This is a genomic window from Pseudomonas sp. ef1 (genome assembly GCF_007293365.2).
Taxonomy (GTDB): domain Bacteria; phylum Pseudomonadota; class Gammaproteobacteria; order Pseudomonadales; family Pseudomonadaceae; genus Aquipseudomonas; species Aquipseudomonas siliginis.
On record NZ_CM129815.1, the window covers coordinates 2063011 to 2079114 of the forward strand.

The 16104-nt window shown below is 59.5% G+C and carries 14 protein-coding genes; 6 read left to right on the forward strand and 8 right to left on the reverse strand.

All coding sequences use genetic code 11. The features are described from left to right. Positions 1–7 precede the first annotated feature (7 nt). From algG to yaaA, 7 genes are all read right to left on the reverse strand, one after another. Positions 8–1579, reverse strand: a complete 1572-nt coding sequence (gene algG, locus FEE99_RS09290; protein ID WP_041479519.1) for a mannuronan 5-epimerase AlgG — start codon at positions 1577–1579, stop codon at positions 8–10. A 26-nt stretch (positions 1580–1605) separates the two neighbouring features. Next, positions 1606–3087, reverse strand: a complete 1482-nt coding sequence (locus FEE99_RS09295) for an alginate export family protein (RefSeq protein WP_041479487.1) — start codon at positions 3085–3087, stop codon at positions 1606–1608. Beyond that, positions 3084–4592 carry an alginate biosynthesis TPR repeat lipoprotein AlgK gene (gene algK, locus FEE99_RS09300; RefSeq protein ID WP_177327021.1) on the reverse strand — a complete coding sequence of 503 codons (1509 nt, stop codon included), beginning with the start codon at positions 4590–4592 and terminating at the stop codon, positions 3084–3086. The genes FEE99_RS09295 and algK overlap by 4 nt, the downstream gene beginning before the upstream one ends. Before the next feature lie 9 nt (positions 4593–4601). Further along, positions 4602–5771 carry an alginate biosynthesis protein Alg44 gene (locus tag FEE99_RS09305; RefSeq protein WP_024011680.1) on the reverse strand — a complete coding sequence of 390 codons (1170 nt, stop codon included), beginning with the start codon at positions 5769–5771 and terminating at the stop codon, positions 4602–4604. 35 nt (positions 5772–5806) lie between these two features. Further along, positions 5807–7288 carry a mannuronan synthase gene (alg8, locus tag FEE99_RS09310; RefSeq protein WP_371924006.1) on the reverse strand — a complete coding sequence of 494 codons (1482 nt, stop codon included), beginning with the start codon at positions 7286–7288 and terminating at the stop codon, positions 5807–5809. A gap of 255 nt (positions 7289–7543) precedes the next feature. Continuing rightward, positions 7544–8860, reverse strand: a complete 1317-nt coding sequence (locus FEE99_RS09315; RefSeq protein ID WP_016771595.1) for a nucleotide sugar dehydrogenase — start codon at positions 8858–8860, stop codon at positions 7544–7546. An 809-nt stretch (positions 8861–9669) separates the two neighbouring features. Continuing rightward, entirely contained in the window at positions 9670–10449 is a 780-nt protein-coding gene (yaaA, locus tag FEE99_RS09320; protein WP_041479490.1) for a peroxide stress protein YaaA, read from the reverse strand. 363 nt (positions 10450–10812) lie between these two features. Between yaaA and FEE99_RS09325 the strand changes: the two genes are divergently transcribed. After that, positions 10813–11889: a polysaccharide deacetylase family protein gene (locus FEE99_RS09325; protein WP_371924009.1), complete on the forward strand. Its 1077-nt coding sequence runs from the start codon at positions 10813–10815 to the stop codon at positions 11887–11889. A gap of 177 nt (positions 11890–12066) precedes the next feature. On the opposite strand, the gene FEE99_RS09330 is transcribed toward FEE99_RS09325, so the two are convergent. After that, positions 12067–12213, reverse strand: coding sequence for a hypothetical protein (locus tag FEE99_RS09330; protein ID WP_167351297.1), 147 nt, complete (start codon positions 12211–12213; stop codon positions 12067–12069). 14 nt (positions 12214–12227) lie between these two features. On the opposite strand from FEE99_RS09330, the gene FEE99_RS09335 reads away from it, so the two are divergent. The 5 genes from FEE99_RS09335 to FEE99_RS09355 all read left to right on the forward strand — a co-directional run bounded on the left by FEE99_RS09335 (position 12228) and on the right by FEE99_RS09355 (position 16049). Further along, positions 12228–13622: a PhoH family protein gene (locus FEE99_RS09335; protein ID WP_024011685.1), complete on the forward strand. Its 1395-nt coding sequence runs from the start codon at positions 12228–12230 to the stop codon at positions 13620–13622. A gap of 175 nt (positions 13623–13797) precedes the next feature. Beyond that, the gene (moaC, locus tag FEE99_RS09340) at positions 13798–14271 is read left to right on the forward strand and encodes a cyclic pyranopterin monophosphate synthase MoaC (RefSeq protein WP_041479492.1); all 474 of its coding nucleotides are present in this window, start codon (positions 13798–13800) and stop codon (positions 14269–14271) included. Next, positions 14268–14522 (forward strand): MoaD/ThiS family protein, encoded by a 255-nt coding sequence (locus FEE99_RS09345; protein WP_041479493.1) that lies wholly within the window; start codon positions 14268–14270, stop codon positions 14520–14522. Before moaC ends, FEE99_RS09345 begins: the two co-directional genes overlap by 4 nt. A gap of 2 nt (positions 14523–14524) precedes the next feature. Then, positions 14525–14977 carry a molybdopterin synthase catalytic subunit MoaE gene (gene moaE / locus FEE99_RS09350; protein WP_041479494.1) on the forward strand — a complete coding sequence of 151 codons (453 nt, stop codon included), beginning with the start codon at positions 14525–14527 and terminating at the stop codon, positions 14975–14977. A gap of 295 nt (positions 14978–15272) precedes the next feature. After that, on the forward strand, positions 15273–16049 hold the full coding sequence (locus tag FEE99_RS09355; RefSeq protein ID WP_041479495.1) for an ABC transporter substrate-binding protein: 777 nt from the start codon (positions 15273–15275) through the stop codon (positions 16047–16049). The last annotated feature ends 55 nt before the right edge of the window (positions 16050–16104 follow it).

A 16104-nucleotide genomic window follows, 5' to 3' on the forward strand; every position in this document is an offset into this window, starting at 1 on the left:
ATTATCCTCAGTCCTGCAATTCGGTCTGGCGTTCGACAGGGTCGATCAGCACGGCTTTCTGCTGGCGCACCAACAGATCGAGAATCTCATCCTGGCGCTCGCCGAGGATGCCGTTGAAGCTGATCCCGCTGGACTTGGTCGGCGCCAGCATCGACACGCGATACAGCTCGACACTCAGCGGCGAGTCGATCGACAGCGGGCCGCTGCCATTGGCCGCCAGCTCGCCGCCGACGACGATCAGCGAGACCTGCGCGTCGAACGGGTCGAGCTTGATGTCACGGTCGGTGTCGGTCAGGTCCTTGATGTGGCCGTAGATACCGGTCAGGCCGTTGGTCATGGCGACGTTTTCGTAGAGGCGGATGTTCACGCTGTTACGAATACGAATGCCGTGACGGGTATTGCTGATGACCTTGTTGCCCCACAGCAGGTTGTCGGCGGACTCGTAGAGCGTGATGCCGTCGGTGTGGTTCTTGTAGATCTCGTTGTAGGCAATGATGTTGTTGACGCTGTTACGGTCGATCACCAGGCCCGACAACTTGTTGTCGAAACTCTTGTTGTTGAAGATGAAGCTGTCGTTGACCTCACGGGAAATGATGATCCCGTGCTTCTTCTTCGTGCCGTGAACGGTGTTCTCGGCAATGATCAGACGGTGCGAGCGGTCATGCGGGTCGATGCCGTAGACGATGTTGTCTTTGTAGGTGTTGCCCTTGACCACAAAGTCGCTGGTTTCGTAGCAGTAGAAGCCGTACCACATGTCCGAGAACTCGGAGCCGACGATCCAGCCGGTCGGTTCCGGGCGCTTGAGGACTTTGGCCATGTTCGGCGTGTACTGGGAAATACTCACCCCGTACGACTTACTGTTGGCGTAACCGAAACTGGCCATCTTGCTGTTGACGATGTAGGTCTCGGTGCCGCCCCAGGAGAGCAGGAACGGACGGAATTCCTTCGGCGAACGGAAGGTCGCCGGGCCGTTGTCCTTCTCGCGCCAGCCGGTGACTTTGGTGTCACGCACGAACAGTTTGCCGTCGTTGACCAGGAACGAACCGGCCTCTTGGGACAGGCGCAGTTCCTGGGTCTGACCGTCGATTTCGAGGATGCCTTTCTCGCCGACGACGATCGGCAATTTGGCCAGGTACACGCCCGGGGACGTCTCGCTGAAATACTGCTTGGGCAGTTTTTTCGCCAGATCCTTGAGGTTCATGTAGCCGTCGTCGATGAAGATCGCCTGCGGAATGCCGTGCTGACGCACGACCCATTCGGCCATCTTGTTATCGCCGCCGATGAAGTCCTTCAGGGCGTTTTCCTGCATCATCCGGCGCACGCTGATCTTGCCCGGTTTGCTGCGCACGATCTTCGCGGCAGCGGCTTCGGCGGTGAAGCCGGACAGGTCGGGCAGTGTCGGCTTGGCCAGTTTCAGCGCGTCGGTAGGCGCGCTGCTGACGGTGTAGGTCTTGGCCTGTTGCAGTTCTTTGGCCACGGTCGCAGGTTTCGCCGGTTCAACATTGGCGAAGGCGCTGGCGCTGGCCAGCAGCATCGCGCCGGCCAGCAGGCTGAGTGAGCCTGTTCTGGTGCTGATCATGTCGGGCACTCCCTTGGCGGTTTGCATCAGAAGCGCCAGATCACGTCAATGAATGCGCGGTGCATGTAGGAATCAACCTGGCTGCCATAGGCGTCGCCCGGTTTGAACACACCGCCACGGAAACGCACCAGTGCCGAAGGCTCGTCGATCGACTGGCTCAACGCCGCCGGCAACAGGCCTTGCTTGAAGTACTTGGTGACGACCAGGTCCATTTCCTGACCCAGGTCCTTGTTGCCATCTTCAAGCGGCAAGGATGTGCTGGAGAGGATCGCGCCGGTGACGTCGTCGGTGTTGTTTTCCACCGCATTGATGCCGTTGCTGCCGACCGGCTTGTTGCCGTCGACACGCCAGAACTTGTGGTAGATCAGGCTGGCGTCGTACTCGTCGTTGACCATCCACGAACCGAACAGGGTGGCGGTCTGCATGTTGTTCATTTCGCCACGGAACGCTTCGCCGAAACGGTGCACGCGCGAGCGGGTACCGGTGTAGTTGGAGCGGTTGCTCTCCAGACCGTTCTGTTCGTAATCAGCGCTGGCGCGGGCGTATGCACCGCCGACTTGCCACTGCGGATCGAGGCGCAGACGTACGCCGACGTCGGCTGCCCAGCCGCTGATGTCATCGCTGCGCTTGGCTTGTGTCGGGCGCGTGCCGTCGGCGTTCAGCGCGTTGACCGTGTCGCGGTCGCCGCTCATGCCGGTGATGCTGCCCCAGTAGTTGACGGTGTTGGTGTTGCGCCAGTTGTAGGCGTCGCTGTCAGCGGTCAGGCCGATCCAGCTGATGTCGCCGTTCTCGGTCTTGTCCAGCGAGTCGCGCGGGACGCCCGGCTCGGCGTAATCGAGTTTGCCGTCATCGTGAGTGTGGTGGCCGCGAATGCCGACCCACTGGCCCGGTGTCCACTGGTAAGCGGCATCGGCGTAGGCGTGCAGGCGATCCTTGTCTTTCGGCGCCAGCTCTTTCAAGTCGGTGCGGTATTCGCTGAAACGCTCGGCAACACCGGCATTGGCCCGCAGCAGGGTGGTGTCGAAGGTCCAGTTCAGCGCTTCGATGTTGGTGTCACGCCATTGGCCGTCGTCATTGCGCAGACGCTGGCGACCGAACTTGAGCATCTCGCCCGGGTACGGGGTGAGGCCGCTGTAGCCGACCCAGAACTCGCGCATCGCCAGGTAGTTCTTCTTGGTTTTGCGATCACTGTTGTCGGTGGCTTGTTCACCGTCGGATTGTTGCAGGGTGTCGGTCTCGATGATGTCGGTCGAGGTCACCGCCTGACCCATCGCGTAGGCGCTCCACGCGCCGCTTTCGCCGTAGATCCACGGACGCAGGTCGAGGCCCACGCCATTGACGTCACCGCCGCCGGCAGTGCCGAGGTCACGGTCGTCTTCGGACTGGCCGGTGAGTTTCACTTCCAGACCGAAATTCTTGGTTTCAGTCATCGCAGCCAGTGTCGGGCAAGACCAGATCAGCGCGAAGGTGAGGCCAATACCGGCCTTCACGAATGGGTTCAGCTTCATAGTTTTTCCTCGCCGTCTTCTTCTTGCAGGGCGTGCAGTTGCAGCGTGTTCGAGTTCAGGGCGCCACGGCTGGCCTGTTCCTGTTGCAACAGGCGGCGGGCTTCGGGCAAGCGCTCGGGCGGCAATTGCGCCTCGAGGGTCGCTGCCAGTTCATCGGCTTGCGGGGTGTTCTGGGCCTTGGCCAGTTGGCTGAACACGTAAGCGTTCAGCGGGTCGGGCTTGGTGCCCTTGCCTTGGGAAAACAACTGGGCGATGGCGAAGTCGGCACTGTTCTGGCCGTTGCGCGCAGCGGTCAGCAGGTGGTCCAGAGCCTTCTGCGGATAGACCTTGCCCAAGTAGCCTCGACGGTAGATCTGGCCGAGGTAGTAATCGGCGGCCACTTCGCGGCCAACGGCTTTCTGGAAGTGTTCCTCGGCGACTTTCGCGTCGGCCGGGACCATTTTGCCTTCGTAGTAGACCTTGCCCAGCAGCAGTTCGGCGCGCGGCTGGTCGGCAGCGCGACCGTTGTCCAGGTACTTCATCATCTGGTCGACGTCGCCCAGTTCGGGGAAGTCGTAAAGCAGTTGGGCGAGGGTGACCCACGATGCCGGGTAGCCCGGAGCGATCGGCTCGAGCAGCGCCTGCGCGGTTTTTTCGTCAGTCTTGCCCAGGGTCGAATCGGCCAGCACGCGGGCTACGGAGTCGACACGCTGCGCGGTGACGGTGCCACGGCTGTAACCGGCCTGCATCTGCTTGATCAGCTCGGCCTGTTGCTCCGGCTGGCCGCGTTTCTGGTAAACGGTGGCCAGTTCGACGTAGCAGATGTCGGTGGTGTTGAGCGCGGCCTTGCAGATCTTTTCCACGTCATCCAGATGCTGGTCGTAAGTGCCCTGGGTGCGATACAGCAGCACCTGCGCCAGACCCGCTTCCGGGTAGCCCGACTTGCGCCACTGATCGATCTGCTGCTGCGCGTTGATGTTGGGGAAGCTGTGCGGGTATTGCAGGTATAGCATCGCCAGCGGGATCAACGTGTTGCCTTCGCCATTGGCGGCGGCTTTTTTCAGCAGGGTTTCGGCTTCGTGGTGCTCGGCTTCGGTGGAGCCCGGCTTGGCCACCAGCAAACGACCGAGACGTGCCTGGGCACGCGGCGACACGCTGGCCGCTGCGCGGTAAGTCGCCTCGGCCTGTTTCATCTGCGCCGGGTCGCGGCTGTCGACCTGGATATCGGCCAGGCCGACTTGCGCCTCGCTGTAACCCAGATCGGCCAGTTGCTGGTAATTCTGCGCAGCGGTGGCGGTGTCGCCACGCTTGAGCGCTTCGTTGGCCAGACGCTGATCGGGCAGCCCGGCGCAACCGGCCATAGAAACTGCCAGTGCCAGCGAGCACACCATCAATCCCATGTGGGAGCGAGCCTGCTCGCGAAGCAGTCGACTCGGTACTTCAGACAAACCGCGCTGGCCCTTTCGCGAGCAGGCTCGCTCCCACAGGGTCGGCGGTGTGTTCAAGTTATGCGTAGTCACAGGCATGTCCTCGACTTAAAGACCGGCAGCCATGGCTTTGTCGATCAGCCAGTTCAGGTTCGGGCCACGGTCGCTGTTCACTTCAACCGGGCGGCCGGCCAGGCTGCTGTCGAGCGGCTCGTCAGGCTGGATCTGCACGCGGATGTCGGAGGACAGGTCGGCGCTCTTCAGGCTCGTGCTGCTGACGATCTTGCCGGTGCGGGTCTTGTCTTCGCCGGCGATCTGGAAGCTCACCGGGGTGCCCGGGCGCACGTCGCCGAACTGGCGATAGGAGAAGCGTGCTTCAACGTTGGCCTGGGTGTTGCGCGGCACCAACTGGAAGATCACGTCGCCCTTGCTCGCGTACTGCCCGTCAGCCACCAGTTGCTGGGCCACGGTGCAGTCGCACGGCGAAGTCAGGGTGCCGGTCATTTGCTTGCCGAACAGTTCTTCAACCTTGGCCGGGGCCAGTTGGTCTTCGGCCAGATGGCCCTTGAGCACGTCGAGCATGCTGGTGCTGAAGGTCGCCAGCGGTGCGCCTTTGGCGGCAACGCCGTCGGACTTGACCAGGCTCTGTACGGTGCCGTCACGCGGCATGGTGATGTTCATCCCCGGCACGCTGACCAGACCGGCCTGGGCGTGGCTGACGAAGTACATGCCGTACACCGACTTGAAGATGAAACCGGCGGCGACCAGACCAACAGCGAAAATACCGGCGCTGAAGGTCACGGCTTTCAGGCGGCCGAACGGGGTCATGCCGGTGTCGTTGGTCTTGTTCTTGCGCGCCTTGGTGAAATTGTCGCGCTGCAGGGTTGCCAGCACTTCGCCGATGCTGACGATGTCGCCGGCCAGGTGCGAAGTGATCAGGTGGCGCAGGGTGGAAATGTCCTGCGGCTCGAGGTTCTGGAACTGGCAGCCGGCGCGGCCGGTGGCGCGGTCAAAGGAACGCACCTGCAGTTCAACGTCCATGGCCAGGCCGAGGTTGTCGATGACAAATTGCAGACGCGCCTTGTACACCTCGCCGATGGTCAGTGGCATCTGCCCGGCGTTGAACGCCAGACCGCCAGCCGACAGATCGAGGACCCGCGCTTCGAGCGGAGTCCGGTCAGGGCCGAAGAAACGCAGCTTGGCCGGGATTTTCACGCGAGCGTGCTGGCGCTGGGCTTCGGATTCATGCACTACGTTGACGTTGACGGCGGTATTCATAGGGGCGATTTCCTTGTTAATTCAATAGGAGCGGGTCAGACCATCATCAGCAGCACGGCGACAAAAATGCTGCCGGCGGAGAAGGTCATGGTCCGAGACGACCAGGTGTTGAACCAACGTTGAAAGCTGGCGAGATCACGGGTCAGGGATGTGGGCTGGCGAGTCCAGGATTGTTGGTCGAGGCGGAAGAACACGTAGATCTTCACCAGGGCGCCAACGATCTGGTTGTAATACAGAATCGCCGGGTAAGCAGGGCCGATGCGGTGACCGGAACACGACAGCAACAGCGTCAGGATCAGGCGGGTGATACCGATCCACAGCAGGTACACGAGGATGAACGCGGTGCCGTACTTGAAGCTGGCGATCAGTGCGACGGTCAGGCCGAGCAGCGAGGTCCACATCGACACGCGCTGGTCGAACAGCACCACCGAGGTGAACGCGCCGAGGCGGCGGATACCCAGGCCCAGTGCACGCGAGTTCTGGCGCAGGTTGTTGCCGTACCAGCGGAACATCAGCTTGCGGCTGGCCTTGATGAAGCTCTTTTCCGGCGGATGTTCAACGGTGTTGATCGCGGCATCCGGCACGTAGAAGGTGTCGTAACCCAGGCGCATCAGGCTGAACCAGCTCGACTTGTCGTCGCCGGTCAGGAACTTGAAGCGGCCCAGACGCCAGTGTTGCAGCGAGTCGCTTTCAACGTCGGCGATGAACTCCGGATTGGTCACCACGGAGGCTTTGAACACCGACATCCGACCGGTCATGGTCAGTACGCGCTTGGACAGGGCCATCGAGCACATGTTGATGTGGCGCTGGGCGAAACGCAGCTTGTGCCATTCGCTCATGATGTAGCCGCCGCGCACTTCGCAGAACTCGTTGGTGGTCAGGCCGCCGACATTGCCGAACAACTGGAACCACGGCACGGTCTTGCGCACGACGCCTTCGCCGAGCACGGTGTCGCCGTCGATCACGGCCACCACGGCACGGTCGTCCGGCAGGTGACGGGAGATCGCACGGAAACCGAAGGCCAGACCATCGCGCTTGCCGGTGCCGGGAATGCGCACGAAGTCGAGCTTGACCCGCTCCGGCGGATTCATCCGTGCCCACAGCGCCTTGACCAGCAGCTCGTCGGACATTTCCACGATCGAGCAGACAATGGTGGTCGGCAGTTCGCAGTCGATGGCTTCGCGGATCACCGAGCTGTAGACCTGCGCGGTTGTCAGCGCGTCAATACGAAAGCTGGTGACCATCAGAAACACATGCGACGGATCGGCCGCTTTACCCAGCTTGCGTACTTTGCGACGCAGGTGCGGGTAAACGATGTAGAGAAAAATCATGCCGCGCACAAAGTGCGTTGCACCCATCGAGTAGCGCCAGATACCCACGGCGCCAATCAGGAAAATGAAGTCCTTCGACTCGGAGTCGAATGTGGACGTGGGCAGCATCAAGGCCAGGCCCATCAACAAACTTAGGTAAAACAGCCAACCGGCGGCCTGAAGTAGGCCGTGTTTTAGCCTGTGCATAATCTGCATCCGTCTCTATCTCGGGCTGGGCCCGAATGGGGTTAAGGCAGGCTTACGAAAATTGCGATGTCATGCGCAATTCGGGCGATCCCTGTAGGAGCTGCCGAAGGCTGCGATCTTTTGATCTTCCGAGTGTTCACTCGGGACTCAAGTGAGCCGGTAAAGATCGCAGCCTCGTTTCACTCGTCAGCTCCTACCAAGGGTTCACACAGTCAGTGCGCGGCGACGCGGTATGCGGTGCCGCGCAATGTCTGCTTACCAGCAGATCCCTTCGGTGCGGCTACCGGCGCTGGTGGCCTTGGACATGAAGCCCACCAGGTCGATGACTTGCTTGCCCTGCGGCGCTTCCTGGGCCAGCGAACGGAATTTCTCGTCGCGGTTGCCGAGGATGATCACGTCGGAGTTATCGATCACCGAGTCGAAGTCGGAGTTGAGCAGGGACGATACGTGCGGAATCTTCGATTCGATGTAGTCCTTGTTCGCACCGTGGACACGGGCGTATTCGACGTTGCTGTCGTAGATGCTCAGGTCGTAACCCTTGCCGATCAGCATTTCCGCCAGTTCGACCAGCGGGCTTTCGCGCAGGTCGTCGGTGCCGGCCTTGAAGCTCAGACCGAGCAGGGCGACTTTGCGTTTTTCATGGCTTTCAACGATGTCGAAAGCGTTCTGCACTTGCGATTCGTTACTGCGCATCAGCGAGTTGAGCAGCGGTGCTTCGACGTCCAGGGAACCGGCGCGGTAGGTCAGCGCACGTACGTCTTTCGGCAAGCACGAACCGCCGAAGGCGAAGCCCGGACGCATGTAGTACTGGGACAGGTTCAGAGTCTTGTCCTGGCAAACCACTTCCATCACTTCACGACCATCGACGCCGACGGCTTTGGCGATGTTGCCGATCTCGTTGGCGAAGGTCACTTTGGTCGCGTGCCAGACGTTGCAGGTGTACTTGATCATCTCGGCAACGGCGATGTCCTTGCGGATGATCGGGGCGTCGAGTTCTTCGTACAGCGATTGCAGAACGTCGCCCGAGGCGGTATCGAACTCGCCGATAACGGTCATCGGTGGCTGATCGTAGTCAGCGATGGCGGTGGATTCGCGGAGGAATTCCGGGTTGACCGCAACGCCGAAATCGACGCCGGCTTTCTTGCCCGAGCAGTCTTCCAGAATCGGGATGACCACGTTGGCCACGGTGCCTGGCAACACGGTGCTGCGCACGACGATGGTGTGGCGGGTGGTTTTTTCACGCAGGACAAAACCGATCTCGCGGCACACGGCCTCGATGTAGTTCAGTTCCAGGTCGCCGTTCTTTTTGCTTGGCGTGCCGACGCAGATCATCGACAGGTCGGTATCACGAATCGCCTCGGCGAAGTTGGTCGTGCCGCGCAGACGACCGGTCTGGATACCCTGCTGCAGCAGTTCGCCCAGGCCTGGTTCTACAATTGGCGATTTGCCGGCGTTAATCATGTCGATCTTGTCTTTGGCAACATCGACGCCAACTACGTCATGGCCCCGTGCAGACAGGCAACCGGCACATACTGCGCCAACGTAACCCAAACCAAATATGCTGATGCGCATCGCAATTACCTCTGTATATATCAGGCCTTAGAAGGCCGGAGTTAATGGTGTTCAGCGGTCACTAGTGCACTCGGAAGTGCGGCTTACAGGCGCCACAATGCCGTGTGCAGGCATACAAAGTTCCGAGTGTCTAATAAGTGCACTCAAGATGTGCGCAACTAGGCCTTGTTGTTATGACTTGCCCTGTTATGCAGCCGATCTTCCGTGCGGGAAGACTCTAGTGCAGTCGTGTAGCCTGCTCGACGTCCGGTAGGGAGCCGGTAAATCAAGCAGTTAGGTGCTCAGGCGAGCACGTTTATAGGGGCGCGGCCTTGGCCTTTGTAGGGGATATTAATGGTGCGTATCTCCTGTCCTTCGATTGTTTTGAGACTAGTTAGTCACTTAGGCAAGTTGCTGTGACAACTTGGTTACATGGCTATCAGCTCTGCGTAAGTTATCTCGTACAAACTCGGCGAGAATCGTTACCGGTGGTATGAGCAACGCATTTGGACATAGTTCCAGCCCGCTCATCGTGCCAGCCGAAATTTTTTGAAATATTGATGAAGATGGCACTGGGTGCAAACTGATAGCACTAACGATTTCGCCCTTTAGTTATCGGGCCGAAACCGGGGTCGATAGTTTTGTGCCACTACGGGTAAAAAATTTAAGTGCCACTACTGAAAAAAAACTTCAGTGTCGAGTGAAACTAAAATTAGAAAAGAGTGTGTGGTTTTATTGGCGCCATGAATTTGGCGATATGCGGCGGGGGAATTTTGACTTCGGGCGGACTGCACGACTCTGGAGGAAAAGAGTCGTGCAAAGGGCATGCTTTATTCCGGGGCGTGGTCGCGCAAAAACACCAGATTGTCAGGTTTCGATTGTTCGGCGCTGTAGCGATAACCCTGCACATCGAATTGCTTGAGCTGAGCCGGGTCGTTGATGCGTTCCTGGATCACAAAACGGCTCATCAGGCCGCGCGCTTTCTTCGCGTAGAAACTGATGATCTTGTACTGGCCGTTCTTCTGATCCTTGAACTCGGTACTGATGATCCGCGCCTTCAACGCGCTGCGCTTGACCGCAGAAAAGTATTCGTTGGATGCAAGGTTGAGCAGTACGTCATCGCCCTGATCGGCCAGCGCTTCATTCAGCCACTCGCTGATGCGCGTACCCCAGAACGCATACAGATCCTTGCCACGGCCGTTGGCCAGTTTGGTGCCCATTTCCAAGCGATAGGGTTGCATCAGGTCCAGCGGGCGCAGCAGGCCATAAAGGCCGGAGAGCATGCGCAAGTGCTTTTGCGCGTAATCGAATTGCGCTTCGCTGAAGGACTGCGCATCCAGGCCGGTGTACACGTCACCCTTGAAGGCGAGCAGGGCCTGCTTGGCGTTTTCCGGGGTGAAGGCGGGTGTCCAACTGCCGAAACGCGCGGCGTTGAGGCCACCGATCTTGTCGGACACGTGCATCAACTCGCTGATCTGCGCCGGACTCAGCTCGCGCAATTGCTGGATCAGTTCCTGGGAATGGTCGAGGTACTGCGGCTGGGTGAAGCGCTGGGTCGCCGGCGGTGTTTCGTAGTCGAGGGTCTTGGCGGGGGAAATCACCATCAGCATGAAGTCGTCTCCTTTAATCGTGGGGGCGATTCTAGGGGGTTGTCCTTGTTGACTCCAGCTATCAAGCCCATAGGTGATCGACGGCTTAACTCAAACCCCTTGTGGGAGCGAGCCTGCTCGCGAAAGCGGATTCACATGATCGTTCCCACGCTCCACGTGGGAATGCAGCCCGTGACGCTCTGCGTCACAGTCGTCGGACGCGGAGCGTCCGGGGAGGCGTTACCACGCAGAGCGTGGGAACGATCATCCGTGGCTGAGGGGAATAGGACGGGATCAGCTATAGTGCCGCGCGGGTTTTGTTATGGAGACATCCCTTTGCGCATTGTTCTTTTATTCACCGCGTGGCTGCTGAGCTTCGGCGCCATGGCGGCGCCCGGTGATGCGGCGACGCTGGATCGCACGACCTGGCCGGAGCAGCTCAGCAATCCGACCCTGTTCGACGTCGCGTCGCGGGCGGAAATCCTCATGTTCGCTCGTGGCCTGCTCGGCACCGAGTCCATCGACGAGGCGGCACTGGCCCAGCGCCTGGGCCTGCGCACGGTCAATATCGATGCGGTCAATCAGCTGCGCCAGCGCCTCTGGCAGCGCTTGCTCGCCAACTACAACCACGCCCAGCAAAGCTGCGATCAGGACGCCTCGTTCTGCTTCCTCGTTGAGGACCTGCCGACCCTGCGCGAGCAGGCGGCCAAGTTCGTCGTCAGCGACGACAGCTATTACACCAAGTGGGCCGAGCCGAGCCGGATCTTCCATTTGCAGTACCTCGACGAGCTGATGCGCAAGGCCGCGCTGTCGCCACAAACCAGTAGCGAATTCGATCGTTTCGGCGACTACGAGCGCAACGGCGACGACATGCACGACCGGCTGTTTCTGCTGACGTTCGACAGCGCCGCCAACGTGCAACCGGACAACACCGACTGGCTGACCGAATACCTGCGCAAGTCCAATCTGAGCGGGACATTCTTTGTCTTGGGCAAGGATATTCAGGCGCGACTCACCGGCAGCTCGGTCAGCAGCCTGCAGGCGAGTTTCTCCCGGCAGTGCGTTGGCGTGCAGGGCTGGGAGTTCCGCTCCCACAGCCATTGGCAGGACTGGCAGGATTCGGTGCGGCGCAGCGCCGATCTGGTGAAGAACAAACTGCCGGAAAACTACGTGCCGCTGTTCCGTCCGCCGGATGGCCAGCGCCGCAGTGACGCACAAGGTTTCTTCAATAGTCAGGGCCTGCAAGTGGCGCTGTGGGACATCGATGCCCAGGACGGTGCCGGCAAACTCAAAGGCCCGGCGAGCGCGCAGCGGGTGCTGACCCTGATGCTGCTGTGGCGCCACGGGGTGATCAATTTCAACATTAAACAGGATGCGGTGAAGACGTCCCTGCCGTGGCTGATCACCCAGACTGCGCAGAGCGGCATCGGCTGGGAAGACTGTCAGGACGCGTTTCGTTGAGAAATGAGAAAAAGCCCGTAAACATTGGACTTGGGGTGATTTTCAGGAGGAATTCGATGCAGGCGGACTTCCGACTTTAGCGGGGTACGGGGAGTCCGCCAAGGGCTTTTCGTCACTCTGCAAAATAAACTTAAAAAAACCGTCAAAGAGCTTTTTTATGTCATCGGTTTTGGAGTATTACGAAGACAGACCGCCGAAACCTGCAACACAGGTGGCGTCTTCCCAGACTCCTATTGTGTGCAGTTCATCCAGGCCTTCGTGGATGAATTCGGCAGTCACCTCGAGGCGCAGCACTGTCACGGTATTGCGTCGAATGGCTCCCACAAAGGTGACCGAGTATGGATGATCACGGACGCAGCCCTTCCTCCAACCAGCCAATCCTGTATGTACTCGATACCAACGTATTGATTCACGATCCAAATGCCCTGCTGAATTTCGAAGAACACCACGTCGCCATCCCGATGACCGTGCTGGAAGAGCTGGACAAGCTCAAGAGCGGCCATCACAGCGTGGCCGCCGAATGCCGCCAGGCGATCCGCCTGATCGACAAGACCCTGGGCGATGCGTCCCCTGAAGACGTTGAGCTGGGCGTGCCGATCCAGCGCGGCAAGGGCGGGCCGAAGGGCTTGCTGTCAATTCTGATGAGCAAGCAGGCCGAGTCGAACCTGATTCTGCCCGAGCATCTGAACGACAACAAAATCATCAACCAACTGATTGATCTGCATACCCGCGATCCGCAAAAACCGGTGGTGCTGGTCACCAAAGACATCAACATGCGCCTCAAGGCGCGCGCCTGTGGGATCGACGCCGAGGACTACAGCACCGACCAATTGGTCGATGACGTGTCCCTGCTGCCCAACGGCTACCACAACATGACCGGCTCCTTCTGGGACCGCGTGAGCAAGGTCGAAACCCGTCAGGACCACGGCCGCACCTGGCATCAGGTACAACTGATCGACAACCTGCCGGCCGTGCACATCAACGAGTTCATCATCGACGAACAGGGCTTTGTCGGCTGGATCAAGGAAATCCAGGAAGACCGCCTGCTGATCCTCGACCTGCACCAGGAACCGCTGTTGCATCAGGAGGCGTGGGGCCTGAAACCGCGCGACATCTATCAGAGTCTGGCGCTGTACGCGTTGCTCGATCCGGACATTCATCTGGTCAACCTGTCCGGCGCCGCCGGGTCCGGTAAAACCATTCTGGCGCTGGCCGCTGCGATCGAGCAGACCATGGTCAGCAAACGTTATCGCCGCATCATCGCCACCCGCAGCGTGCAGGGTCTGGACCAGGAAATCGGCTTCCTGCCTGGCACCGAAGCGGAAAAAATGGAGCCTTGGCTGGGCGCCATCACCGATAACCTCGAAGCCTTGCACATGGATGACGAAAACACCCATGGCAGCGTCGACTACATCCTCAGCAAAGTGCCTTTGCAGTTCAAATCGCTCAACTATATTCGTGGTCGCAGCTTCCAGCAGAGCCTGATCCTGATCGACGAATGCCAGAACCTCACGCCGCATCAGATGAAAACCATCATCACCCGTGCCGGCGCCGGTTCCAAAGTGGTGTGCCTGGGCAACCTGGCGCAGATCGACACCCCATACCTGTCCGCGACCAGCTCCGGGCTGACCTACCTGACCGAACGCTTCAAGGATTTCCCCAACGGTGTGCACATCACCCTGCAAGGGGTGCCTCGCTCGATCCTGGCCGAATACGCCGAATCGCATCTCTAAGAGGAGCAGCTACAAGCTTCAAGCCGCAAGCTACAAGTGGTCCGAGTGAAATTCACTTGGCGCTTGAAGCTTGCGGCTTTCGGCTGTTTAAATGCGAGCTTTCCTGACGCCTGCCTACCGCGCTTTAACTTGCCGCTTGTAGCTTGCCGCTCGCAGCTGCCTCAAGGAGGCCCTCGTGCTGACTCATCTCGATTCCCAAGGTCGCGCCAACATGGTCGACGTCACTGAAAAAGCCGTGACGTTCCGTGAAGCGACCGCTCAAGCGCTGGTGCGCATGCTCCCCGCAACCTTGCAGATGATCGTCAGCGGCGGTCATCCCAAGGGTGATGTGTTCGCCGTGGCGCGCATTGCCGGGATTCAGGCGGCGAAGAAGACCAGTGATCTGATTCCCCTGTGCCACCCGCTGATGCTCACCGGCGTCAAAGTCGAACTCAGCGCCGAAGGTGATGACAGCGTGCGTATCGTCGCCCGCTGCAAGTTGTCCGGGCAGACCGGTGTCGAGATGGAAGCGCTGACCGCCGCCAGCGTCGCCGCCCTGACCATTTACGACATGTGCAAAGCCGTCGACCGTGGCATGACCATCGAAAGCGTGCGTCTGCTGGAGAAAGTCGGCGGCAAGAGCGGCCACTTCCAGGCGGAGCAGCCATGAAACTGACCGTGAAGTTTTTTGCCCGTTACCGTGAAGCGCTGGGCGTGGATTCGGTTGCGGTTGAAGGCGATTTCGCCACCGTCGATGACGTTCGGGCGCATGTGCTTGAAATGCAGGCGCAACGTGATGGCGCCGAAGTATTGAGCGAGCAGAACCTGATGTGCGCACGCAACGAAGATCTCTGCCAGCTCGACGAGCCGGTGGTCGATGGCGACGAAGTGGCGTTTTTTCCCACCGTCACCGGAGGTTGAACATGGCGATTCGCGTGCAGGCCAAGCCGTTTGATCCGGGCGCTGAAGTCAATGCGATGCACGCGGCCAATATCGGCGTTGGCGCAGTGGTGAGTTTTGTCGGTTATGTGCGCGACTTCAACGACGGTCTCGACGTGGCCGGGATGTTCCTCGAACACTATCCGGGCATGACCGAAAAGGCTCTGGGCAAGATCGCTGTCGAAGCCGAGCAGCGCTGGCCGCTGTTGAAACTGGAAGTGCTGCACCGCATCGGCGCGCTGGAGCCGGGCGAGCCGATCGTCTTCGTCGGCGCCGCCAGCGCCCACCGCCAGGCCGCGTTCGATGCCTGCGCCTTCGTCATGGACTACCTGAAAACCCGCGCGCCGTTCTGGAAAAAAGAGAACACCAGTAACGGCCCGCGGTGGGTCGAAGGGCGCGACAGTGATCATGCCGCCGCCGATCGCTGGAATAAATAACTCCTGTAGCGCCCTCCAATCCGCCATCGCTGGCAAGCCAGCTCCCACAGGGTTTTGCGTCGTGCACATATTTTTTGTGCACCACTGAAACTGTGGGAGCTGGCTTGCCAGCGATGAGGCCATCTGCAACACCCAAAAACCTCGCAGACACTCTCTTCTCCCTGATTGACGGCTTGTACCTATGAGTCCAGTATGGATTTATAAGTACAAAAAAGCTTCTGTCTTGCCGCTATCAGGTTGCCGCTTGTAGCTGCTCTTCTTCGCCAAACCAACAACAACCCGCGAGAGAACGAACATGAAGAAACTTCCCCTCATCACCGGTCTGGCTCTCAGTCTGCTGGCCTGCTCCAGCGTCTTCGCCGCCGAGAAAACCCTGCGTATCGGCATCGAAGCGGCCTATCCGCCATTCGCGTCGAAAACCGACAAAGGTGAAATCGTCGGTTTCGACTACGATATCGGCAATGCCCTTTGTGCGCAGATGAAGGTCAAGTGCGTGTGGGTCGAAGGTGAGTTCGACGGGCTGATTCCTTCGCTGAAAGTGAAGAAGATCGACATGGCGCTGTCGTCGATGACCATCAACGAAGATCGCAAGAAGTCGGTGGATTTCAGCCACAAGTACTATTTCACTTCTTCGCGTCTGGTCATGAAGGAAGGCGCTACGGTCGATGATCAGTACGCCAGCCTCAAAGGCAAGAACGTCGGCGTGCAGCGCGCGACCACCACCGATCGTTATGCCACCGAGGTGTTCGAACCCAAGGGCATCAACGTCAAGCGCTACAGCAACAACGAAGAAATCTACATGGACCTGGCGGCGGGGCGCCTCGACGCGATTTTCGCCGACACCATCCCGCTCAATGACTTTCTGTCGATGCCGCGTGGCAAGGGTTATGCGTTTGTCGGGCCGGAGCTGAAGGATCCGAAGTACGTCGGCGAGGGTGCCGGGATTGCCGTGCGCAAGGGCAACGGTGAACTGGTCAGCCAGTTGAATCGCGCCATCGACGGGATTCGCGCGAATGGCGAGTATCAGAAGATTTCCGAGAAGTATTTCAAGTCCGATATCTACGGCGATTGATCAAGCGCTTTCGCGAGCAGGCTCGCTCCCACAGGGGTAACGCATTCCAAATGTG